Origin of the sequence: Castellaniella sp. (genome assembly GCF_036379515.1) — a bacterium.
GTDB lineage: Bacteria > Pseudomonadota > Gammaproteobacteria > Burkholderiales > Burkholderiaceae_B > Castellaniella.
Window position 1 is genome coordinate 69,551 of sequence record NZ_DASVGN010000031.1, and the last position, 21,413, is coordinate 90,963.

Here is a 21,413-nt window from a genome sequence, read left to right on the forward strand (position 1 = left end):
ATGGATTCACCTCATGCCTCCGCCGCTCACCGTCCCCAGCCTGACGGCGTGGCCTTGCAAGCCTTCATCGATGAAAAATGGGACGACGAAATCGTACCCGCTCTGACTGACTATATTGCCATTCCGGCCAAGAGCCCGGCTTTCGACGCCGATTGGGTGGCGCACGGGTACATTGATCAGGTCGTACTCAATGCGGTGGGGTGGTTGCAGGCGCAGGCGGTGCAGGGCCTTACGGTGGAAATCCTGCGCTTGCCAGGGCGTACACCGGTCATCTATTTCGAGGCACCGGCCACGCGGCCAGACTCTGGCGAGGCTGTACTGATGTACGGTCACCTGGACAAGCAGCCCGAGTTTTCAGGCTGGCGTACCGGCCTGGGTCCCTGGACCCCCAAGTACCTGGATGGCAAGCTTTTTGGCCGGGGCGGGGCGGATGACGGCTATGCAGCGTACGCGTCGTTGACGGCCGTGTTGGCCTTGGATCGCCAGGGAGTCCCACGCCCGCGCTGCATCGGTCTGATTGAAACCTGTGAAGAATCGGGCAGTTACGATCTTCTGCCCTACGTCGATTCCCTGCGTGAGCGCATGGGGCAGGTCGCCCTGGTAGTCTGCCTGGATTCGGGTGCAGGAAATTACGATCAGCTCTGGATGACGGCTTCGCTTCGCGGGCTGGTGACCGGCACGCTCGATGTACAGGTGCTGGATGAAGGAGTGCACTCCGGGGATGCCAGTGGCGTGGTGCCGTCTACGTTCCGCGTCATGCGGCAGGTGCTGGATCGTCTGGAGGACAGCAAGACAGGTCGTGTGCTGCCGTCACAGTTTCACTGCGAGATACCCGCTGAACGAGTCGAACAGGTGCGCGCGGCAGCTCGCATCCTGGGTGATGAAGTCTGGCGACGTTTTCCCTGGAGCTGCAGCACTGACGGCGGCCTGGTTCTGCCCATGACGACCGACCCCGAGCAGGCTACCCTGAACCGCACCTGGCGCCCGGCGCTGTCAATCACGGGTGCCGAGGGTCTGCCGCCTTTGGCCAGTGCCGGCAACGTGCTGCGCCCGCGCACGGCGTTCAAGCTGTCGTTGCGGCTGCCTCCTTTGGTGGATGCGGCCAAGGCGGCGCAGTCATTGAAATCACTTTTGGAACAGGATGCGCCTTATCGGGCGAAGGTTACCTTCCGGCCTGACGTGGGTATGGCCAATGGCTGGAATGCGCCGCAAACGGCGCCGTGGCTGGGTGTGGCCCTGGAGCGGGCCTCTCAGCAGCACTTTGGTGCCGCCTGCGGCTTTATGGGCGAGGGCGGAACCATCCCGCTCATGAATCTGTTGCAGCAGGGGTTTCCGAAGTCGCAGTTCATGATTTGCGGCGTACTGGGGCCCAAATCGAACGCGCACGGGCCCAACGAGTTCTTGCATGTGCCCTACGCCAAGCGCCTGACGGCGTGCGTGGCGCAGGTCATTGCCGCCTTGCCCTAAGAATTGCTCTGGCCTTGGCCCGGGATTTCATCACGGAATACGGGGTGCGCGCCGTGTGGCAGGCTGCGCCAGTACTGTGGGGCCGCCGTAACCTGTGCGCCCAATTCTTCGGCCGCGTGCCAGGGCCAGCGGGGGTCCCACAGAATAGCCCGTGCAATCGAGATCATGTCGGCCTGGCCCGAACGGATGATGTCATCTGCCTGCCTGGCGCTGGTGATGAGGCCTACCCCACCTGTCGTGAGGCCTGACGCTTTGCGGACACGTTGTGCAAACGGGACCTGGAACGACGGGTGCGGCGAGATCTTTTGTTGGGGCGAGAGTCCACCCGTCGAGACGTCGATCCAATCGCATCCTTTTCCCTTGAGCGCTTGCGCCAGCGCCACGGTCTGGTCCAGGTCCCAGCCGCCGTCCACCCAGTCGGTGGCCGACACCCGGATGCCCAGGGGCTTGTCGGGCCAAACCTGACGCACGGCGTCGTAGATTTCTAGCGGGTAGCGTAGCCGGTTCTCCAGCGAGCCTCCGTAGAGGTCGTCGCGCTGGTTCGAGATCGGTGACAGGAACTGGTGCATCAGGTAGCCGTGTGCGCCGTGCAACTGGATGGCGTCGAGCCCAAGCCGCTTGGCTCGCTGTGCACTGCTGACGAAGCAGGACCGGATACGCGCCATGTCTGCGTGAGTCAGTGCATGAGGGGCCGGATCACCGTTGTGTGGGGCGACCGCCGAGGGCGCTGCAGGCACCCAGCCACCTTCTTGCGGGTGGAGCAGCATTCCGCCTTTCCAGGGCACCTGGCACGAGGCTTTGCGGCCCGCGTGGTTGAGTTGCACGCCAATCGGGATGTTGCTCCAGGCACGTACTTCTTCGAGCACCTGCCCCAGTGCGCCTTCGTTGTCGTCCGAGTACAGTCCGAGGCACCCGGGTGTGATTCGCCCAATGGCTTCCACGGCCGTGGCTTCGAGCAGCAGCATGCCCGCACCGCTCAGTGACAGGTTGCCCAGATGCGTGCGGTGCCAGCTGCTGGCCGAACCGTCTTGAGCGCTGTATTGGCACATCGGGCTGATGACGATGCGATTGTCCAGCTGCAGCGAGCCAAGATGAAGGGGAGTGAAGAGGGTGGGTGTTGTCATCCGCAGTACCATCCGAAAAAGCCAAGGCTCTACATTATCAGCAAAAGCGACGGCATTCGGCTTGGGCTTGGGCTTGGGCTTTGCAACGAATCCAGGGCCTGACGTAGCAGGGTGCCAAAGCGGAGCCCTGGTCTCGAGCTTGGCTAGTGTGGGGTGAGCAGCCAGGGGTGGCTGGCGAAGTGCCGAGCCTCGAAGGCACGGATCTCGTCGGCGTGCATCAAGGTCTGGCCGATTTCGTCCAGGCCCTGAAGCAGGACTTCGCGCCGATAACTGTCGATCTCGAATTTCCAGACCTCTCCATCCGGCGCCGACACGGTCTGCTGGGTGAGATCCACGGTCAACGAGTACCCGGGGGTGCTGGCCACGGTTTGGAAGAGGTTATCGACGATTTCCTCGGGCAGCGTGATGGGCAGCAGGCCGTTCTTCACGCAGTTGTTGGAGAAAATATCGGCGTAGGACTGAGCGACCAGGACTCTGAATCCATACTGCTGCAGGGCCCAGGGCGCATGCTCACGGCTGGAGCCGCAGCCGAAGTTTCGTCGGCCCAAAAGAATCGAGGCCTGTTGATACCGGGCCTGGTTCAACATGAAGTGTGGATTGATTGGACGTTTGCTGTTGTCCATGCCCGGCTCGCCGTGGTCCAGGTAGCGTAGCTCGTCGAACAGGTTGGCACCGAACCCGGAGCGCCGGATGGATTTCATGAACTGCTTCGGGATGATGAGGTCGGTGTCGACATTCTCGCGGTCCAGGGGGGCCACCACCCCCTTGTGCGTGGCGAAGGCTTGCATGGTGGTGGCCTTTATTCCGGCAGTTTCTTGCCTGTGGTCTCGGGCAGGAACCAGGGCAGCAGGATCCCAAGCAGGTAGACGGAGCCCATGGTCAGTGCGGTGTTGGGGATGCCGCCGAAAGATTTGATCAGGGTGCCTGCAATAATGGGGAATACCCAGGCGATCAACCGTGCGCCGTTGAATATCATGCTGATTGCTGATGTACGTACGGTGGGAGTAAATAGTTCCACCGGGTAGATTGCCATCCACGCAAAAGCGCAGCCCAGTGTGAAGAAGCCATTGATGGGTGCGAGGATGGCCATCCCCTCGACCGTGCTGGTCAGCTTGTAGGTTGCGACGGTGACCAGCAACGAACCGAGGAAAGTCAGGCACATGAAGAGCCTGCGCCCCAGGAGGTCGATGATGAAGCCCGAGAGCATGTAGGCCACGATGGCGCCGATGGTATAGGTAATCGATACGCGGGAGCCCCATGCTGCAGGGTCTGCGACGCCTTCTGCTTTGCCGAGCGTCACGGTGTAGGTCAACAGCCAGCTTGAGATGGCCCACCAACCCACTGTGGTGACGGCCGACAGGATCATGGTCAGGACAGTTCGCCGCAGCGCTGTCGGCTCTGTGAACAGCAGCTTCAGCGTGAATGGGCGCTTGTCGTTATCGGCGGATTTCTGTGTCGCGGAGCTTTGCCGGGCTTTATTGCTCGTCGCGTTCCAGCGCTTTTCCCGCACGGCCTGCTTCCATTGTTCGGATTCATCCAGTCCGCGTCGGAGATAAAGCACCCCCAGAGCGGGAAGTGCGCCCACAGCGAAGATCAGGCGCCAGGTTTCCTGGCCCAGTGGGTGAATCGAGGACAGGGCGTACCAGATGACGGCGGCTACCAGGGTTCCCCAACCGAAGCCGGAGTGCAAGAACCCCAGGCCTTTGGCGCGCGCCCGGTCCGGCCAGGTCTCCGACACCAACGCGACGCCGGTTCCCCATTCACTGCCCATCGCCAGCCCCGTCAGGAACCGCAGTGCACACAGAACCAGGAACCCATTTGCGAAGACGGTCAACCCGGAGAACATGGCATACAGGAAAATCGACCACATCATCATGCGCTTGCGCCCGATGTAATCGGCCAGCACGCCGCCGACGATGCCGCCCAGTCCCCATCCCAGCAGGGTGATGCCGATCACGCCGCCCGCATAGATGCTGGTGGAGGCAGCCTGCGTCGGGGTCAGAATGGAGTGCATCATCGGGCCGAGCACGACGATGATCGCCATGGCTTCGTAGCCGTCGAATATCCAGCCCAGGAAGCCCGCCTGCAGCACCTGCCAGTGCTTGCGGGTCAGGCCATCGTGCCAGCGCCCCGAAGGCGCTGCGATAGCCGATTCCTCTATCATGTGTGTCTCCTGAATAGTATTGTTTGTATTTCGTGCCGACGCAGGACGTGCAGCTCGCTCCTGTGCGTTTGGTGTATCGTCCGATACACGCAACAGTCTTGACGTCACGGTTGCCGCACAGGCTCGTGCATCAGCCCAAAGCGGCCGATGACCCCTGCGACGGGATAAATATTACGGAACCGGGCGGGATTTGAATATTGATGGATCTTCACGCCAGGCATCGTTTTCTACGATGCCTGGAAGCGGCGTCAGCTCACGGGAGGCGTGTGGATGAGTCAGAAGGAGCGGAACCCGATCTCATTTGACCTCGAGTCCCTGCAGGTGTTTCTCGCAGCGGTCGAAGAGCACAGCATTTTTGCAGCAGCACGGCGCAACCACATTGTGGCGTCCGCAGCCAGCAAGCGAATCTCGGTTCTGGAGGAGCGCGCTGGAACGGTGCTGCTGTATCGGCACAGCCGTGGGGTTCGGCCCACGCCCGCCGGCGAAGCACTGTATCACCACGCCAAGCGCCTGGACGAGCACCTGCGCCGCATCTCGGACGAGCTCTCGGAATATGCCAATGGGGTACGGGGTCATGTGCGCATCCATGTCAATCTGACTGCCATGGTTCAGTATTTGCCCCGGGATCTCTCGTCCTTTTTGCAGGAGAACCCCCAGATCCGTCTTGATCTGGTTGAGAAGACCAGCGATCAGGTGGTGCAGGCCGTCGTGTCGGGTTTGACTGACATTGGGATCTGTTCTTCCGCCCCTGATCCGGCCTTGGATCTGGATGTGCTGACGTATGGGGTGGACCAGCTGGTTGTGGTTCTGCCGTCCGACCACCGGTTTGCACGGCGCCGGGGCGTGCGCTTTGAAGAGATTCTGGACGAGGACATCATCAGCTTGACGTATGGCACGTCGATTCACAAGTTGTGTACGTCTGCCGCCGATCGGCTAGGGCGTACCTTGCGTGTGCGCATGGAAGTGACGGGTTTCGAGGCGGTGCGCAACATGGTTGCATCCGGGTTGGGCGTCGGAATTCTGCCATCGCCCAGTGTTGAACCCTACCTGGGTGTCATGCCGTTGCGTATGGTTGCGCTGAAGGAGCCGTGGGGCAAGCGTCCGTTGAACATTGTGGCACGCCGCTTTCGGGTATTGCCGCTACCGTCTCAGTTGCTGATTCGGCACTTGGCGCGTTGCCGCGGGCTGGTGGTAAATGATTATTTGTAAACGCTGGAGGCGCAAGCCGGAATCGAACCGACGTACACGGATTTGCAATCCGACTACGAAAGTCCTGGAAAGCGTGTGTTTAAGCCATTCTAGCATTTTTAGTTGTTCCGCAAACGGCACCAAAAATGCGTTTTTAGACCAGCATGAATAAAGGCTTTCCGATTTTTTGCGGAAATAATTTCAGCGGGTGGCGGTGACTTTCTTGCCCAGTCTGTGACGCACGTATCTGCGTGTTGTGCGCTCTGATGTGTGGCCCAATTGATCGCGTGCAGCACCCATACCGTTGGTGTACTTGACCGGCATTACCCCGTCGGGGCTGAATGCTACAAGCCAAGGCGAGATTGAGGTCTTCCAGGATACGTTGGCGTCCAACCAAGAGATTTACTCGCCAGTCATCCAGTGGATTCTGGAAGCGGTGCAGTTATCCATTTTCGGCGAAATCGATCCAGAAATCACGTTCGATTGGAATCCGCTCAAGGTTGTTGCTCCCACCGAAGCCGCAACGATTCGAAAAACGCAGGCCGATACCGATAACGTGTACATCGATGCGGGCGTGCTCTTGCCTGACGAAGTGCGCGAGCATCTGGCTGCCGAAGAGGATTCCCCGTACGCGGCGTTGGATCTCTCGCGGGAACTGCCTGAGCCCATGATGGCGCACGCTGGCGAAGGACCGGATGAGGAAGGGTTGAGTCCGCTGGAGGAAGAACCGCAGGAAGAGGAACCCCCTTCCGCTCAGGACGCTGCGGAGTTCGAGGAATCGAAGCATCCACGCGATCAGGACGGCAAGTTCGAAGCTGGTTCTGGGGGCGGCGTAGCGTCAGCGGGAAAGAGTGGTGGTCGGGCCAGTAAATCTGGGACGCTCATTGATGCTGGAAATGACCGCAAATTGTGGCCCGCACACATCCAGGCGCTAAAGCTGCCGCCGGCTTGGACCGATGTCCGGATCAGCCAAGACCCAGAGGCCGATCTGCAGGCCGTAGGCAAGGATTCCAAGGGGCGTGCGCAGTACGTCTATTCGCAGCGGTTTCAGCAGTCTCAAGCCGCTGCAAAATTCGGACGCATCAGTGCGCTGATGAGGGAATACGATGGAATGGCCGCTCAGGTTATGAAGGATCGACAATCCTCCGATCGGGCGGTCAGAGCCAATTCCGATTGCATGGATTTGGTCATGAAAATGGGCATCCGCCCGGGGTCTGAATCAGACACGAAAGCGGCGAAAAAGGCTTATGGGGCAACGACTTTAAAAGGCCAGCATGTTAAAATAGAAGGGTCAGAAGTGACTCTTTCATTCGTCGGAAAAAAGGGCATCCAGCTTGATCTTCCAGTGCGTGACGAGGCATTGAAAGCCATGCTAATCGAACGCAAAAAGCGAGCAGGTAACACAGGGAAGCTCTTCGCAGGCATTAGCGAGAAAACGCTCCTGGGCTACTCTCACTCACTTGATGGCGGCCACTTCAAAACCAAAGATTTCCGCACGCATGTTGGGACCTCCACGGCAATGAGGGAGGTGGCCGGAATGGCATCACCCACGAACGCGAAGGAGTATCAGAAGCTGACCAAAGAGGTCGGTAAGCGCGTTTCAGCCGTTTTAGGAAATACGCCCACCGTTGCGCTTCAAAGCTACATCGATCCTGCTGTATTCGCCCCATGGGAGGCTGCAATTGGAAAATGAACTGCCTAATGTGCATTTTGGCTGGCCTGAAGCGCAGCCTGTGGATTGGCGCAACGCTTCCGACGATGACCCGGATGACGAAGAGTTGAAAGAAACTCCACCGTTTGTCATTGCAGTCCTTGGATACGATCCAAAGGATATTGACTAAAAGTCTTCTTGTGCTTCTCGGGCCAGCCACGCGCTGGCTTTTTTATTGCCTGCCATGAAACTTCGATCTCCAACGGGTAAGCCGGTCAAGCTCAAGCCGGTTCATCCGGATGGGTTGTGTCCCTCGCAGTGGTGTAACTGGGGTCACCGGTAGTGTTTCGGGTTTAGGGGTTTGGGTTGCATACCTGACCCAACCTGAGGAACCACCGATGACCAACGACATGATGCAACTTCAAGGGCTGCTTGAGAAGAGCGCCGACGCCGACGTGCTGCGCGAGATGATCGGTTTTGCCAGCCAGCGACTGATGGAACTGGAAGTGCAGGCCCGCACGGGCGCGGACTATGGGCAGAAGAATCCAGCCCGACTGGCTCAACGCAACGGTTACCGTGAGCGGGACTGGCAGACCCGCGCCGGAGCCGTGGAGCTGCGCATCCAGAAGCTGCGCCAGGGCAGCTACTTTCCAAGCTTTCTCGAACCACGGCGCATGACCGAGAAGGCGCTGACCGCCGTAATCCAGGAGGCCTACATCCAGGGGGTGTCGACCCGCTCGGTGGACGCCCTGGTGCAGGCCATGGGCGGCACGGGGCTATCCAAGAGCGAGGTCTCGCGGCTGTGCGAGGAGATCGACGGGCGCGTGCAGGCCTTTCTCACCCGTCCCATCGAGGGCGACTGGCCCTACCTGTGGATCGATGCCACCTATGTGAAGACGCGCCAGGAAGGCCGCATCGTGAGCGTGGCGGTGATCGTCGCGATGGGCGTGAACGCTGACGGCCGGCGCGAGGTGCTGGGCATGGACATAGGCGCCTCGGAGGCCGAGGTGTTCTGGAAGGAGTTCCTGCGCGGACTCGCCCACCGGGGCCTGCGCGGTGTGAAGCTCGTGATCTCCGACAACCACAGCGGCATCAAGGCGGCCGTCTCCAAGGTGTTCACAGCCTCCTGGCAGCGCTGCCGCGTGCACTTCATGCGCAACGCCCTGTCCTACGCCGGCCGGCGTGGCAAACGGGTGGTCGCCGCCTTCATTGCGACCACCTTCGCTCAGGACACGGCCGCTGCCGCCCGCGAGCAGTGGCGCCGCGTGGCCGATCAGCTGCGCCCCTCCGTGCCCAAGCTAGCCGCGCTCATGGATACGGCCGAGGAGGACGTCCTGGCCTACATGAACTTCCCGCCCGCGCACCGCACCAAGCTGCACAGCACCAACCCCATCGAGCGGCTGAATCACGAGATCAAACGCCGCACCGAGGTCGTGGGCATCTTCCCCAACGAGGCGGCGGTTCGGCGCCTGGTCGGCGCCATCCTGTGCGAACAGAATGACGAGTGGATCGTGCAGCGCGCTCGTTACATGCCCCGCGAGGCGCTGAACGAAATCCTTGATCACCCTGCCGCCGACCTGCCGGCCGTGGCAAACTGATAACCGCAGCGCAAACCCGCCCGAGCTCTACTGAGCCCGAAGTTACACCACGCGGGGGGGACACAATCAAAGATATGCGTTTGCGGAAATCCGATGTTGCGGTAAATGCCTGTAAACCCGCATCAAACCTGGAGGCGCAAGCCGGAATCGAACCGACGTACACGGATTTGCAATCCGCTGCATAACCACTCTGCCATTGCGCCAACAAGCGGCTCAACCACCGTGCGTGTCAAGCCAAGTCGGCCATTATACGATACTTTGCAATGGCACCATTCTGATTGGGACGGCGCAGGCTAAGATAGGTCGTTGCAGCTTTTTTGCAGCATTACGGGTGGATCATGGGCAGCAATTTATCGATTGTCATGGGCGCAGTCTGGCTCTACGTTATTTGGCGTTTTGTCTGGCCGCTGCCCATCGGGGCAGGGGGGCGGGTGCTGCTGGCCTTGGTGCTGTTTCTCGCCGCCGAATATCACTGGGTGACGGGGCGCTATTTTGGGACTTTGGCCTCCCCCGAGCTGCCGCAAGCGGTCCTGTTGGTCCTGGCCTGGGCCTTTGGTGCATTCCTTCTACTGGGCATGCTGGTGTTGTTGCGTGACGTGGTGGGCAGCCTGGTGTTCATCGTGGCGCGCGCACCGGGGCGTGTCATCCTGACGGGGCACGGGGTGCAGTGGTTCGTGGGCGCACTTGCTCTCGTTTTGGCGGCGGTGGGTGTCTGGCAGGCGGTCAAAGTTCCTGACGTGAAGACGGTAAACATCACGCTGCCGAACTTGCCGCAGGCCTTCGACGGATATCGCATCGTGCAGCTGACTGATCTGCATGCCAGCCGGTTGCTGCCGCAGTCCTGGCAGGCCGCCGTGGTCGCTCGTGCCGATGCCCTGAAGCCGAACCTGATCGTCATCACTGGCGACCTGGCCGATGGCGCCCCGGCACAGCGTGCACAGGATGTCAGCCCTCTCAAGAACCTGACAGCGGCGGACGGCGTGCTGGCGATCCCTGGGAATCACGAGTATTACGCCGATTATCGCGACTGGATGGTGGCCTACCGGGCGTTGGGTTTGCACATGCTGGAGAATCAGCATGTCTTGATCCAGCACGATGGCGCTACCTTGGCTGTCGCTGGCCTCACGGATCGGCAGGCCGGAGCCTTTGATCTGCCGAAGCCTGATCTCACGGCTGCACTGGCGGGTGTCCCGCCAGGGACAACCACCATCCTGCTCGAGCACCGGCCTGGCGATGCGGTTCAGAACGCGCAAGCGGGCATTGCGTTGCAGTTGTCGGGTCATACTCATGGCGGCCAGATCCGCGGGCCGGATCTTCTGGTGAAGCGTGCCAACAACGGGTTCCTTTCCGGTATCTATCACGTGGGACCCATGGTGCTGTATGTCAGCAATGGCACCGGCCTGTGGAATGGTCTGGCAATTCGCTTGGGTCGGCCGTCGGAAATCACGCAGATCGTGCTGCACTCTGGGCGCTGAGGGCATCCTTTCGCGATATTCTGGAGGCTGGCTCTAGTGGGAAGTGGCATGGAACATGAAGATTTTCTTTCTGAAGTCCTGCAAACGGTGCCTCGCGCGCAGTCTGTTGAGGAACTGACCCGTCCGTTGCTTGATGCGCTCAGTGTCGCCACGAAGTTCGAGACCACTTACCTGACCACGATCGATCTGGACGCTGGCATTCAGCATGTGCAGTTCGCGCTCAACAAGGAGGCCCTCCAGATCCCGGAAGGCCTTGATGTTCCTTGGCGAGACACACTGTGCAAGCGTGCACTGGATGAACACCTTTCGTACACCGATGATGTCTCCGGGCATTGGGGGGACTCAGACGCTGCGCGTGCGCTTGGGATTCAAACCTATCTGAGCGTCCCCGTGCGTACGCAAGAAGGCGAGTTGCTGGGCACTCTGTGCGCCGCAAGCATGGATCGAAAGCCGCTGACTCAGCGCGCTCAGCCCTTGCTGCAACTTTTTTCTTACCTGATTGGCAGGTGGGTCGAGCGTGAGCTCCTGGTCGAAAAATTGCGTGTGGCCAACGCTCAATTGGCAAATCAAGCGCTGATTGACGTGCTGACCGGCTTGCCTAATCGTCGAGCGGTCGTAGACGAGCTTGGCCGGCTGCTCGCCCGTGCCAAGCGCGACGGCCAGAACGTCATGGTGGGGCTGATCGACCTGGATGGCTTCAAGGCCATCAATGATACGTATGGCCACCTGGCCGGTGATCGGTTGCTGGCGCAAGTAGCGCAGCGCATGCACGAGACTTTGCGTTCGGCTGACCTGCTGGGGCGCGTGGGGGGTGACGAGTTTGTGGTTTTGGCACCCGGCCCTTATGAGCAGGCCACGACAGAGGCAGCCAATCAGGCGCTGCAGTGTCGCCTTGCCGAGGCTAGCATTGGAACCTACGATATTGGTACGACCAGCATTGATTACGGCGGTGCCAGCGTCGGGGTGGTCGCGATCGACCCGCTCGAAGTGGATGCTGAAGGCGCATTGCGCCTGGCTGACAGCCTGATGTACCAGGTCAAGAAAGCACGCAAAGTCGGGCGTCAGTGATTTCTTCTGGCGGGTCAGGTGTTCCATCCGGTCGGCAAAGGGGCCTTGAGGGCAATCGTCAAAGTGGGGAATTCCCTGCACACTCGTCGTGGTTCTGAATCGGGCCTTCCTTTTTGCGCGTTGGTGTCGGTATCGATGGCTGCACTGCTGTGTCTCGCACTGAGTACCCTTTCGGCCGATGCTCGCGCCGATACCGCGCAACCGGCGTGCGCTCCGAGTGCTCCGCCAACGGCCGCTTATCTCGAAAAAATCCATGAACTTGGCCAGATGCTGGGCATCACGAACGATTATGGGTCGAAGCACGGCATGATGATCGAGCCCCAGGCCGCGCGTGTCGTTGTGGCCGGGAAAGACATCTACGGCTACGACCTGACGCTCGCGCCTGCAGCTGCCGACGCCTATCGGCGCATGATTGCTGCTGCCGCGCAAGACGGGGTTTCCATCCAGGGGGTATCGGGTTTTCGCAGCGCGCAGGATCAATATGACATCATGGCATCAGACCTGCGCAAAGGGGCCTCGCTGGCCCACGTCCTGGCGCGGAACACCCCACCCGGCTACAGCCAGCACCAGACCGGGCGTGCGATCGATCTTGCAACCCCTGGCTCCGAACCTGTCACCCGCGCTTTTGCGAGCACTATCGCCTATCGGTGGTTGGCAAAGCACGCTGCCAGTTTCGGATTCTCGATGACATATCCCGCTGGCAACTCGCAGGGAATTGAGTTCGAACCTTGGCACTGGTACTACGACACTGTGGAGTGTCATTGATCTTCTGATCAGCGTCTGCAAACGCAAAAGAGCCCAGACCGGAGTCTGGGCTCTTTTTGAATCTGGAGCGGGAAACGAGTCTCGAACTCGCGACCTCAACCTTGGCAAGGTTGCGCTCTACCAACTGAGCTATTCCCGCGTTTCTTAGCCAGAAGCTAAGCTCTGCATTATATGACGTCTTGCTACGCTCGTCAAACTGGCTTCGTGTTTCTCCGGGCTAGGGGGCTTCCTGGAAGAAGCCCGTCACCGCACGAAATCAGGCAGGAAGCGAACTATACGGGATGGCTTACTTCCGTGTCAAATTCGGTGGTGCTGGAAGCAGGGTATGCTTACGCCTTCCCCTTCCACAGAGGCTTTCTGCCGTGCCGTTGACCTTCGTCGAGCAGGATTTACAGCCCTACAACACGCTGGGTTTGACGGCGCGTGCACCGGTGTCCGTGCTGTCTGACGAGTCTGAGCTTGCCGAGGTGTGTCGCGAGGTTGCAGCATGTCCAGCCTCGCAAGCACCTTTCATTCTGGGCGGCGGCAGCAACGTGGTGATGGAGCCATGTCCTCAGCACCGAGTGCTGCGTGTGGCCCTGCGCGGAGTGGGCTTGTGGCGCGAAACGGCGACCCACTGGATCGTGGAGGCGGCGGCTGGCGAATCGTGGCACGGATTCGTATCGTACTGCCTAGCTCAGGGCTGGGCTGGGCTCGAGAACCTGGCCTTGATTCCAGGCACTGTTGGTGCGGCTCCGGTGCAAAATATTGGCGCCTACGGGGTGGAGCTCGCCGAGCGCCTGCATTCTGTAGTGGCCTGGGATTTGCGGGCTGGCTGTGCCTGTGAGTTGTCTGCCAGCGATTGTGGCTTTGCCTACCGTGACAGCCTTTTCAAGCAGGCGGGGCCGGGGGGCTGGTTGATCACCCGGGTGCGGGTGGCTTTGCCCAAGCGCTGGTCCCCTCGGTTGGGTTACCCCGATCTGCGGAGACATCCGTTACTGCAGGTGGGCGACCCTGCGCAGGCGCAAGCGGTTGTCAGTAGCGCCCATGAGGACGACTGTAAAAAGGACCTGACGCCGCAGCGGGTGTTCGACGCAGTCTGCGATATCAGGCGCCACAAGCTGCCCGACCCGGTAGTGCTGGGCAATGCCGGCAGTTTCTTCAAGAACCCCATGGTTCCTGCGGCTCAGGCACAGCGTTTGCAGGTGCGTTTTCCGGGGCTGCGGATGTATCCGCAGCCTGACGGTTTCGTGAAGCTGGCGGCCGGGTGGTTGATCGAGCAGGCGGGCTGGAAGGGGAGATGTCTGGGGCCTGTCGGTATGCATGATCGCCAGTCGCTCGTGCTCGTCAACCATGGCGGCGCTACGGCCGACGATGTGCACGCGCTGGCGAGTGCCGTGCAGGCTGATGTCCGGCAGCGCTTTGGGGTGGCGTTGGAGCAGGAGCCCGTCAGTCTGAACTGACTGTCGTGGCTGACGGCAAGCCGCGAGACACTGCCGCTGCGACCGTATTCAGGCCAGCACGTCCTGCATGTCGAAGAGGCCGAATTCTTTGCGCGACAGGTAACGTGCAGCGCGCAGGCTACCTTGCGCGTAGGTGGCGCGGCTGCTGGATCGGTGCGTGATTTCGATGCGTTCGCCAATACCGCAGAAGTACACCGTGTGGTCTCCCACGATGTCGCCGCCCCGCACGCTGGAAAATCCGATGTGCCCGTCTTGTCGCACGCCCGTGTGGCCATGGCGGGACCAATCGGCGACGTCGTCGAGCGCGACTCCCCAGGCTTGCGCCACAGCGCCACCCATGGCAAGGGCCGTGCCGGAAGGGGCGTCGACCTTATTGCGGTGGTGAGCCTCGAAGACCTCGACGTCGTAGCCTGAGTTGAGCAGTTTGGCCGCTGTTTCCAGCAGTTTGAGCGTGACGTTGACACCCACGCTCATATTGGGTGCAAACACGATGCCCACTTTTTGAGCGGCCGCGCGGATGGCTTGTTTGCCTTGCGCGTCGAACCCGGTGGTACCAATGACGCATTTGACGCCGTGCTGCACGCAGGCCTTCAGATGGTTGAGCGTGCCTTCAGGGCGAGTGAAGTCGATCAGGCAATCTGCTTGGGACAGGGCCTGTAAATCGTCTGTGACAAGAACCCCGGTTTCACGGCCCAGGAACGCGCCTGCATCTTGTCCGAGGGCGCCTGAGCCCGTGTGGTCCAATGCGAGGGTAAGGGTCAGGTCTTCGGCTTCGAGCACAGCCTGAATCAGCATCCGCCCCATACGGCCGGAGGCTCCTGCGACGGCGATTCTCATTGCTGCTGGCCTCCGGGTGCTGGTGTTGGCTGAGCCGGTACCGGGGCCGGCATCGCGGGGACCGGAATAGCGCTTGGCGCCGGAGTGGCTGTGGTATCAGTGGGTGCAGCCGTGGTGTCAGTGCCTTGAGCGGGTGCTGCGACGGCTGGCGGGTTGGCCTTGGGGGTGCCTTCTTTCTGGATGGCTTCGCGCCCGTTGTCGATCTTCTGGAATGGCTGGCGGTCGGGTTGTGCGTCGCCCGACCAGCGCACCAGTTTGTCGTCCTTGAACCAGACCGTGAACTTGCGCAGTTCGTCCTTGCCGTAGCCTGGCTGGTTGTAGAAGGGGTAATCCCAGCGGTCGGCGTGGAAGGCGTCTTCAAGGGTAGGGGTGCCCAGGATGAACTTCACTTGGTCGCGTGTCATGCCGACTTCGAGCTGTGCCACCTGTTCCGAGGTGATCCAGTTCCCTTGTTGCACTGTGGCCCGGTAAGGGAAGCCCCAGTTGGTCGAACCGCACCCTGCCAGAGCTAGGGTCAGCATGCCCGTGACCAGGCATAGTTTCACTCTGTGAGATTGGGTACTCGCTCGGATACGCACAAAAGCCCCCATAATTCGGATGAGCGGTCTGCAGTCTGCAAACCCCAAAACCGCTATCATAAAGGGAATTCGCAGAGACGCGCGTGTAAGGGCCGGTGTCGGATGGCCGCTTGGCCGTTGTTGCCGCTTGCTTTCCAGTGCCTGACCCGGGATACTTCAAACATGAACGACCAAATCGAGCTCAAGAACATGGGGCTGAAGGCGACTTTCCCGCGCCTGAAAATCCTTGATGTTTTCCGCAAAGCTGAAACGAGGCATCACAGTGCCGAAGACGTGTACCGTGCGCTCATCGCCGAAGACGTAGACATCGGCCTGGCCACCGTGTATCGCGTCCTCACGCAGTTCGAGCAGGCGGGCATTCTGTTGCGCAGCCAGTTCGATGGCGGCAAAGCCGTGTTCGAACTCAACGACGGGGATCACCACGATCACCTCATCTGCACCAATTGCGGTCGCGTGGTCGAATTTTCCGACCCCGAAATCGAAAGACGCCAGCAACGGGTAGCCAAGGACAACGGCTTTGCACTTGAAAGCCATCATATGATGCTTTACGGCATTTGCCCCAAATGCCTGGCAGCCAAGAAAGCCTGATCGCTACGCCGACGACAGCCTGAGCATTTCGCGTGCGTGTTCACGCGTGGTCGCCGTGATTTTGACCCCGCCCAGCATGCGGGCGATTTCATCGGTCCGAAGTTCGTCAGACAGGCTCTGGATCTGCGATGTCGTTTGGCCTTGTTCTGTCGACTTGCTGACCTGAAAGTGCTGACGCGCGCAGGCCGCCACCTGGGGCAAGTGAGTCACGCACAAGACTTGGTGACGCAGCCCCAGTTGATGCAGCAATCGGCCCACGACCTCGGCGACCGCGCCACCAATGCCGCTGTCCACCTCGTCGAAGATCAAGGTTGGGACCCGCGCTGCTTCGCTCGCGATCACGGACAGCGCCAGTGAAATTCGAGCCAGCTCACCGCCCGAGGCGACGCGGATGAGCGGGCGCGGCGTGACGCCCGCGTGTCCGGCAACCAGGAATTCGATTGAATCGATTCCGTGGGCAGTCGGTTTGCTGGCCGTGAGATCCACCCGAAACGAGCCGCCTTCCATTGAAAGCGTTTGCATGGCTGCAGTGACCTGTTCTGACAGACGCTGCGCGGTGACTGCACGGGCTGATGACAAGCTCTTTGCGCATGCCAGGTAGTGTTCTTCGGCACGTGCACACGCCTGTGTCAGGGCGTCCAGATTCTGGCCGGCCTCGGCTTCTTGAAGCAAGCTGCGCGTTTGTTCGTGCAAGGCGGTCAGGGCCTCGGGTTCTGTGTGGAAGCGCCGTGCAGCATCGAACATCCGGCTCATGCGGGTATTCGCCTCAGCGAGTGCGTCCGGGTCCAGTTCCAGCCGATCGGCGTAGGCGTTCAGCCCTGATACGGTTTCGCTGCACAGGATGCGGGCGGATTCCAGAGTCTGGTAGTGCTCTTCCAGGCTGGGGTCGTGACGCAGGAGGGCCTGCAGGGCTTGTTGCGCCACGTGCAAAGCCTGGGCGACGGACCCGGATTCGCCATCCAGTGCCTCGACGGCCTGTTGAGCGCCTTCTAGCAGGGCTTCGGCATGCGCAAGGCGCGACTGTCGGGCACACAAGTCTGGCCATTCGCTCTCCATCGGTGCCAGATCGTCCAGAAAGGCGACGTCTTGCGTCAGGCGGCTGATGCGTTCAGCCTGATCCGCCTCATGCGTCTGCGCCTGCTGCAGCCTGGCCTGGGCGTCACGCCATTGGTTCCAGGCTTCTGTCAGGGCCTGAGCCTTATCGATATGTCCCCCTTGCGTGTCCAGGAGCAAGCGCTGTTGGGCGGTGTCCAGCAGGCTCTGATGAGCGTGTTGCCCATGGATGTCCACCAGCAGGGCCCCCAGATCGCGCAGCTGCGTGAGCGTGGCCGGCAAACCATTGATATAGGCCTTGCTGCGACCCTGGGCGTCGATGACGCGTCGCAGGATGAGTTCTGGGCCTTCCAGTGATTGCTCGGCGAGCCAGGACTGTGCCGCAGCGGGAGCTTCGAAGATTGCGCTGATGTCGGCACGAGATGCGCCTTCGCGCACCAGGCCTGCGTCACCTCGTCCCCCCAGGGCCAGCGATAGGGCGTCGATCAGAATCGATTTGCCTGCACCCGTTTCACCTGAAAAGACGGTGAACCCGGCCTCGAAGCCGAGCTCGATCTGGTCGACGATGACGAAGTCGCGGATGTGCAGGGCGCGCAGCATGGGGATCAGTCGGGTTCGTCCCATGGGTGCAGCATGCGATTCCAGTTCAGCTTGCTGCGTAGCGTTGAGAAGTAGCTGTATCCCTGGGGATGCAGAAACCGGACTCGGTAAGGGCTTCGACGCACGTCGATGCGATCACCTTCCTGACAGTTGGACAGGGCCTGCATGTCGAAGTGCACGCTGGCGCCCGATTCGACCCGCCCCAGGGCCAGGATGGTGATGCTGAGCACACTGTCTTCAGGAAGCGTGATCGGCCGGTTGGACAGCGTTTGCGGTGCGACGGGAACCAGTACCAGTGCCGGCACCTGCGGGTGCACGATGGGCCCACCCGCCGACAGCGCGTAGGCTGTGGAGCCCGTGGGTGTGGCAATGATCAGGCCGTCGGCGCGTTGGCTATGCATGAAGGCCCCGTTGCATTCGACGCGCAGTTCTATCATGCCGCCGCGCCCCGCACGGTTGATGATGACGTCGTTCAGTGCCATGCCCGAAAAGATCTGCTCTTCGCCGCGCATGACCCGACCTTCGAGCAAGATGCGTTCGTCCTGAACGAAGGCGCCGTTGAGCACGCTGGTGATGGCCTCGTCTGCGCTACCCAAGGGGATGTCGGTGATGAACCCCAGGCGGCCATGGTTGATGCCGATGAGCGGGACGTCAGTGGTGGCCAGTTGCCGTGCGGCGGCCAGCATGGTGCCGTCTCCGCCCATGATCACGGCCAGGTCGGCGCGCTCGCCGATTTCGATGAAGCTGGCCTGTTCGAAGTCGTCTACCCCTGTACGATGCCCGGTCTCGGCTTCGATCAACACCGTACACCCGGCCGTCCGCAGCACCTTGCCCAGCCGGCGTAGTGGGGCATCCATGCCACTGTCCTGATGCCGTCCGACCAAAGCGACCGTGTGAAAATGCATGGAAGGGGGTGCCTCGCGGAAATAGATGGAATAATAGGGGGAGTATCTGATTATAGGGGGATGATTGCAGCCGTGCCGGTGGGGCAGGCTGCAAACGTCCTGCACTCTGGACGAACGGGTCATGGATGATCGAGCCAAGGCATTGCTCAAAGCGCTGGTAGAGCGGTACATCTCGGATGGACAGCCGGTGGGTTCGCGCACGCTGTCCAAGGTGTTCGACTTGTCTCCGGCCACCATCCGCAACGTGATGGCCGACCTCGAAGACCTCGGCTTGATCCACAGCCCGCATACGTCGTCGGGGCGTGTTCCCACGCCGCGCGGTTATCGGCTCTTTGTCGACAGTCTGCTGACCGTGCAGCCGTACGAGCTCAGCCCGGATCTGCGGATTACCGGCAGCCTGCCTGCCGCTGAGCCAGGGCGTGCCGTGACGGCAGCGGCGACGCTGCTGTCCAATCTTTCGCAGTTTGCCGGGGTGGTGCTGACGCCCAAGCGTACACAGGTCTTTCGTCACATCGAATTCATCCGTCTTTCCGACAAGCGTGTGCTGCTCATCATCGTGACGCCCAATGGCGACGTACAGAACCGCATTTTGTTCGTGCCGCGCGAATACGCTGAGGCCGAGCTTCTCGAGGCCTCCAATTTCTTCAATCACCATTTTTCGGGCAAATCTTTCTACGAAGTGCGCATCGCATTGGCAGCAGAGCTGGCGTCTTTGCAATCCGACATCTCCCGGCTCATGCAGCAGGCGGTGGATGCCGGTATCGGCACGCCCGATACGGCTGACGAGTCCGTGGTGATTTCGGGCGAGGGCAAGCTGCTCGACATCTCCGAAATGACGGCCGATATGGACCGACTGCGGCGCCTGTTTGCGCTGTTCGAGCAGAAGACTGATCTCCTGCATCTGCTGGATGTGTCCAGTCAGGCGCAAGGGGTGCAGATTTATATTGGCGGGGATTCCCGCCTGGTGCCGCTCGAAGAAGTCTCCGTCATCACGGCGCCTTACAAGGTCGACGGCCGCGTCGTAGGCACTTTGGGTGTGATCGGGCCGACTCGCATGGCCTACGAACGGGTGATTCCTATCGTGGACATCACGGCGCGCATGCTGTCCAATGCCTTGGGCCAGGCGGCCTCCTGAAGACCTACCTACCTACCTACCTATTTATGAGTCGATTCCTTTCTGAAGCGCCTGATCCTCAGGCTTTGGACCCGGATGTTGCTGGGCCGGGTCGTGGTCCGGTGGGCGTATTGCTTGTCAATCTTGGTACTCCGGACGCTCCCACGCCCGCCGCCGTGCGCCGCTACCTGGGCGAATTTCTGTCAGATCCGCGGGTGGTCGAGCTGCCTCGCTGGCTGTGGCAGATCATCTTGCGCGGTCTCGTACTGACGCGCCGCCCTTCGGTCATCGCGCCCAAGTACCAGTCCATCTGGATGGAGCGGGGCTCCCCCCTGCTGGTGCATGGAGAAGATCTGCGTGATGCCGTCGCCGCTTCCTTGGGAGCACGAGGGCTGCCCGTCCGGGTTGCCTTGGCCATGCGGTATGGGCAGCCCGCCATTGCTGACGAGCTGCGCAGCCTGCGGGCTGCGGGCTGTGGCCGCATTCTCGTGGTCCCGCTGTATCCGCAGTACGCTTCGAGCACGACGGGGACCGTCGTGGATGCCGTCAACGCCTGGATGGCACAGCTGCGCCATCAACCTACATTGCGGTTCCTTGATCGCTTTCATCAAGCACCGGCCTATCAGGATGCGCTGTGTCGCGCGGTGCGTGCCCATTGGCAGAAGGTCGGTAAGCCTGATCGCCTGCTGCTGAGTTTTCACGGGCTTCCTCAACAAGCGGTGCGGGCTGGCGACCCCTATTTCAGGGACTGCATGCAGACTGCCCAGGCGTTGCGCGAACGGCTGGGCGAGGACGGCGGCCTGTTGCATGTGGCGTTTCAGAGCCGCTTTGGGGCGGCGCCCTGGCTGCAACCCTATACGCAGCCCACGCTGGAAGCGTGGGCCAAACAGGGCGTGGGAACGGTGGATCTGATGTGCCCGGGGTTCGTGGCCGATTGTCTCGAGACCCTCGAAGAGATCGACATGGGATGCCGCGAGGCATTTCTGGCCTCGGGCGGGCAGAATTTTCGCTATATTGCCTGCCTCAATGCCGACCCCCAATGGTCTGCCGACTTCTCGGCACTGTTGGCCGAGAATCTGGGCGGCTGGGTCTGACCGTGGCCTGAGACATCCTCATTCAGGGGCTTGAAGGATCTGTCATCACCCCCATATGGGAGGTGTTCGCATTTCATTGTTTTTGGAGATTTCAGTATGTCGGCACCACAGGAAGACCTGGACCCCCAGGCTCCATCCGGTTCCCAGGCGCAGGATGCCGCGCCTGAAAACACCGTACCGCAGGCCACGCCTGATACTGCGACCCCTGTTGCGCAGGGGCCGGGTGAAGACCTCGCTGCGTTGCTGGCAGAGGCTCAGGACAAGGTCGCGGATTATCACGACCAGCTGTTGCGTGCTCATGCCGAAGTCGAGAACGTGCGTCGCCGTGCCCAGGAAGACGTCTCCAAAGCACGAAAGTTCGGCACCGAGTCCTTTGCCGAGAGCCTGATCCCGGTGCGCGACAGCCTCGAGGCGGCACTCGCCCATGCAGATCAGAGCCTTGAAGACTGGCAGAAGGGGGTCGAGTCCACCCTGCGTCAACTCAATAACGCGTTCGAGCGCAACCAGATGCACGAAATCGCGCCGGTACCGGGCGAAGCCTTCGATCCGCATCGGCATCAGGCGATCTCGACGATTCCTTCCGAACACGCCCAAGGCTGCGTGGCTCAGACTTTGCAGAAAGGCTATCTGATCGCTGATCGCGTGTTGCGCCCGGCGCTGGTCATGGTCTCTGCCGGCCAGTCATAGGCTCTGCGGTGGCCT

General features: G+C 61.0%; 20 protein-coding genes and 2 tRNA genes. 13 read left to right on the top strand and 9 right to left on the bottom strand.

The window, feature by feature from the left end; genetic code table 11:
• The gene (locus VF285_RS10485) at window positions 1-1,467 is read left to right on the top strand and encodes a M20 family metallopeptidase (protein WP_346952570.1); all 1,467 of its coding nucleotides are present in this window, start codon (window positions 1-3) and stop codon (window positions 1,465-1,467) included.
• Here the strand turns inward: VF285_RS10485 and VF285_RS10490 are convergent.
• From VF285_RS10490 to VF285_RS10500, 3 genes are all read right to left on the bottom strand, one after another.
• The gene (locus tag VF285_RS10490) at window positions 1,464-2,591 is read right to left on the bottom strand and encodes an NADH:flavin oxidoreductase/NADH oxidase (RefSeq protein WP_346952571.1); all 1,128 of its coding nucleotides are present in this window, start codon (window positions 2,589-2,591) and stop codon (window positions 1,464-1,466) included. The two genes, VF285_RS10485 and VF285_RS10490, sit on opposite strands and share 4 nt — an antisense overlap.
• 143 nt (window positions 2,592-2,734) lie before the next feature.
• Window positions 2,735-3,379, bottom strand: coding sequence for a 3-isopropylmalate dehydratase small subunit (gene leuD, locus VF285_RS10495; RefSeq protein ID WP_346952572.1), 645 nt, complete (start codon window positions 3,377-3,379; stop codon window positions 2,735-2,737).
• 11 nt (window positions 3,380-3,390) lie between these two features.
• The gene (locus VF285_RS10500; protein WP_346952573.1) at window positions 3,391-4,755 is read right to left on the bottom strand and encodes an MFS transporter; all 1,365 of its coding nucleotides are present in this window, start codon (window positions 4,753-4,755) and stop codon (window positions 3,391-3,393) included.
• Window positions 4,756-5,025: 270 nt separating this feature from the next.
• Here VF285_RS10500 and VF285_RS10505 point away from each other — a divergent pair, with 270 nt between their 5' ends.
• The 4 genes from VF285_RS10505 to VF285_RS10520 all read left to right on the top strand — a co-directional run bounded on the left by VF285_RS10505 (window position 5,026) and on the right by VF285_RS10520 (window position 9,192).
• Entirely contained in the window at window positions 5,026-5,964 is a 939-nt protein-coding gene (locus VF285_RS10505; RefSeq protein WP_346952574.1) for a LysR family transcriptional regulator, read from the top strand.
• A gap of 277 nt (window positions 5,965-6,241) precedes the next feature.
• Window positions 6,242-7,636: an anti-CBASS protein Acb1 family protein gene (locus VF285_RS10510; protein ID WP_346952704.1), complete on the top strand. Its 1,395-nt coding sequence runs from the start codon at window positions 6,242-6,244 to the stop codon at window positions 7,634-7,636.
• On the top strand, window positions 7,626-7,784 hold the full coding sequence (locus tag VF285_RS10515; RefSeq protein ID WP_346952575.1) for a hypothetical protein: 159 nt from the start codon (window positions 7,626-7,628) through the stop codon (window positions 7,782-7,784). The genes VF285_RS10510 and VF285_RS10515 overlap by 11 nt, the downstream gene beginning before the upstream one ends.
• 208 nt (window positions 7,785-7,992) lie before the next feature.
• Entirely contained in the window at window positions 7,993-9,192 is a 1,200-nt protein-coding gene (locus tag VF285_RS10520) for an IS256 family transposase (RefSeq protein WP_346952576.1), read from the top strand.
• Window positions 9,193-9,321: 129 nt separating this feature from the next.
• Here VF285_RS10520 and VF285_RS10525 read toward each other — a convergent pair.
• Window positions 9,322-9,395, bottom strand: a tRNA-Cys gene (locus VF285_RS10525).
• Window positions 9,396-9,530: 135 nt separating this feature from the next.
• On the opposite strand from VF285_RS10525, the gene VF285_RS10530 reads away from it, so the two are divergent.
• From VF285_RS10530 to VF285_RS10540, 3 genes are all read left to right on the top strand, one after another.
• On the top strand, window positions 9,531-10,667 hold the full coding sequence (locus VF285_RS10530; RefSeq protein WP_346952577.1) for a metallophosphoesterase: 1,137 nt from the start codon (window positions 9,531-9,533) through the stop codon (window positions 10,665-10,667).
• A gap of 48 nt (window positions 10,668-10,715) precedes the next feature.
• The gene (locus VF285_RS10535) at window positions 10,716-11,735 is read left to right on the top strand and encodes a sensor domain-containing diguanylate cyclase (RefSeq protein WP_346952578.1); all 1,020 of its coding nucleotides are present in this window, start codon (window positions 10,716-10,718) and stop codon (window positions 11,733-11,735) included.
• Window positions 11,736-11,870: 135 nt separating this feature from the next.
• Window positions 11,871-12,500 (top strand): M15 family metallopeptidase, encoded by a 630-nt coding sequence (locus VF285_RS10540; RefSeq protein ID WP_346952579.1) that lies wholly within the window; start codon window positions 11,871-11,873, stop codon window positions 12,498-12,500.
• Between the two features lie 63 nt (window positions 12,501-12,563).
• Here the strand turns inward: VF285_RS10540 and VF285_RS10545 are convergent.
• Window positions 12,564-12,639 (bottom strand) — tRNA-Gly (locus tag VF285_RS10545).
• Between the two features lie 142 nt (window positions 12,640-12,781).
• On the opposite strand from VF285_RS10545, the gene murB reads away from it, so the two are divergent.
• Window positions 12,782-13,942, top strand: a complete 1,161-nt coding sequence (gene murB / locus VF285_RS10550; protein ID WP_414648122.1) for a UDP-N-acetylmuramate dehydrogenase — start codon at window positions 12,782-12,784, stop codon at window positions 13,940-13,942.
• Between the two features lie 48 nt (window positions 13,943-13,990).
• On the opposite strand, the gene dapB is transcribed toward murB, so the two are convergent.
• Window positions 13,991-14,779, bottom strand: coding sequence for a 4-hydroxy-tetrahydrodipicolinate reductase (gene dapB, locus VF285_RS10555; RefSeq protein WP_346952580.1), 789 nt, complete (start codon window positions 14,777-14,779; stop codon window positions 13,991-13,993).
• Window positions 14,776-15,300 (bottom strand): outer membrane protein assembly factor BamE, encoded by a 525-nt coding sequence (locus VF285_RS10560; protein WP_346952581.1) that lies wholly within the window; start codon window positions 15,298-15,300, stop codon window positions 14,776-14,778. Before VF285_RS10560 ends, dapB begins: the two co-directional genes overlap by 4 nt.
• A 219-nt stretch (window positions 15,301-15,519) precedes the next feature.
• Between VF285_RS10560 and fur the strand changes: the two genes are divergently transcribed.
• Window positions 15,520-15,945, top strand: coding sequence for a ferric iron uptake transcriptional regulator (gene fur, locus VF285_RS10565; protein ID WP_346952582.1), 426 nt, complete (start codon window positions 15,520-15,522; stop codon window positions 15,943-15,945).
• Between the two features lie 3 nt (window positions 15,946-15,948).
• Here fur and recN read toward each other — a convergent pair whose 3' ends face one another.
• Together recN and VF285_RS10575 are read right to left on the bottom strand one after the other, a co-directional pair.
• Entirely contained in the window at window positions 15,949-17,598 is a 1,650-nt protein-coding gene (recN, locus tag VF285_RS10570) for a DNA repair protein RecN (protein ID WP_346952706.1), read from the bottom strand.
• Between the two features lie 5 nt (window positions 17,599-17,603).
• Window positions 17,604-18,503, bottom strand: a complete 900-nt coding sequence (locus tag VF285_RS10575) for an NAD kinase (protein WP_346952583.1) — start codon at window positions 18,501-18,503, stop codon at window positions 17,604-17,606.
• 121 nt (window positions 18,504-18,624) lie between these two features.
• On the opposite strand from VF285_RS10575, the gene hrcA reads away from it, so the two are divergent.
• The 3 genes from hrcA (at window position 18,625) to grpE (ending at window position 21,398) form a co-directional block, all read left to right on the top strand.
• Window positions 18,625-19,638, top strand: a complete 1,014-nt coding sequence (gene hrcA, locus VF285_RS10580) for a heat-inducible transcriptional repressor HrcA (RefSeq protein ID WP_346952584.1) — start codon at window positions 18,625-18,627, stop codon at window positions 19,636-19,638.
• A 26-nt stretch (window positions 19,639-19,664) separates the two neighbouring features.
• Entirely contained in the window at window positions 19,665-20,711 is a 1,047-nt protein-coding gene (gene hemH / locus VF285_RS10585) for a ferrochelatase (RefSeq protein WP_346952585.1), read from the top strand.
• 96 nt (window positions 20,712-20,807) lie between these two features.
• On the top strand, window positions 20,808-21,398 hold the full coding sequence (gene grpE, locus VF285_RS10590) for a nucleotide exchange factor GrpE (protein ID WP_346952586.1): 591 nt from the start codon (window positions 20,808-20,810) through the stop codon (window positions 21,396-21,398).
• Window positions 21,399-21,413: the final 15 nt, after the last annotated feature.

Coding starts and splice junctions, on each gene's coding strand:
- VF285_RS10485 (WP_346952570.1), top strand. CDS start 1: ATGGATTCACCTCATGCCTCCGCCGCTCACCGTCCCCAGCCTGACGGC.
- VF285_RS10490 (WP_346952571.1), bottom strand. CDS start 2,591: ATGACAACACCCACCCTCTTCACTCCCCTTCATCTTGGCTCGCTGCAG.
- leuD (WP_346952572.1), bottom strand. CDS start 3,379: ATGCAAGCCTTCGCCACGCACAAGGGGGTGGTGGCCCCCCTGGACCGC.
- VF285_RS10500 (WP_346952573.1), bottom strand. CDS start 4,755: ATGATAGAGGAATCGGCTATCGCAGCGCCTTCGGGGCGCTGGCACGAT.
- VF285_RS10505 (WP_346952574.1), top strand. CDS start 5,026: ATGAGTCAGAAGGAGCGGAACCCGATCTCATTTGACCTCGAGTCCCTG.
- VF285_RS10520 (WP_346952576.1), top strand. CDS start 7,993: ATGACCAACGACATGATGCAACTTCAAGGGCTGCTTGAGAAGAGCGCC.
- VF285_RS10530 (WP_346952577.1), top strand. CDS start 9,531: ATGGGCAGCAATTTATCGATTGTCATGGGCGCAGTCTGGCTCTACGTT.
- VF285_RS10535 (WP_346952578.1), top strand. CDS start 10,716: ATGGAACATGAAGATTTTCTTTCTGAAGTCCTGCAAACGGTGCCTCGC.
- VF285_RS10540 (WP_346952579.1), top strand. CDS start 11,871: ATGGCTGCACTGCTGTGTCTCGCACTGAGTACCCTTTCGGCCGATGCT.
- murB (WP_414648122.1), top strand. CDS start 12,782: ATGGCTTACTTCCGTGTCAAATTCGGTGGTGCTGGAAGCAGGGTATGC.
- dapB (WP_346952580.1), bottom strand. CDS start 14,779: ATGAGAATCGCCGTCGCAGGAGCCTCCGGCCGTATGGGGCGGATGCTG.
- VF285_RS10560 (WP_346952581.1), bottom strand. CDS start 15,300: ATGCTGACCCTAGCTCTGGCAGGGTGCGGTTCGACCAACTGGGGCTTC.
- fur (WP_346952582.1), top strand. CDS start 15,520: ATGAACGACCAAATCGAGCTCAAGAACATGGGGCTGAAGGCGACTTTC.
- recN (WP_346952706.1), bottom strand. CDS start 17,598: ATGCTGCGCGCCCTGCACATCCGCGACTTCGTCATCGTCGACCAGATC.
- VF285_RS10575 (WP_346952583.1), bottom strand. CDS start 18,503: ATGCATTTTCACACGGTCGCTTTGGTCGGACGGCATCAGGACAGTGGC.
- hrcA (WP_346952584.1), top strand. CDS start 18,625: ATGGATGATCGAGCCAAGGCATTGCTCAAAGCGCTGGTAGAGCGGTAC.
- hemH (WP_346952585.1), top strand. CDS start 19,665: ATGAGTCGATTCCTTTCTGAAGCGCCTGATCCTCAGGCTTTGGACCCG.
- grpE (WP_346952586.1), top strand. CDS start 20,808: ATGTCGGCACCACAGGAAGACCTGGACCCCCAGGCTCCATCCGGTTCC.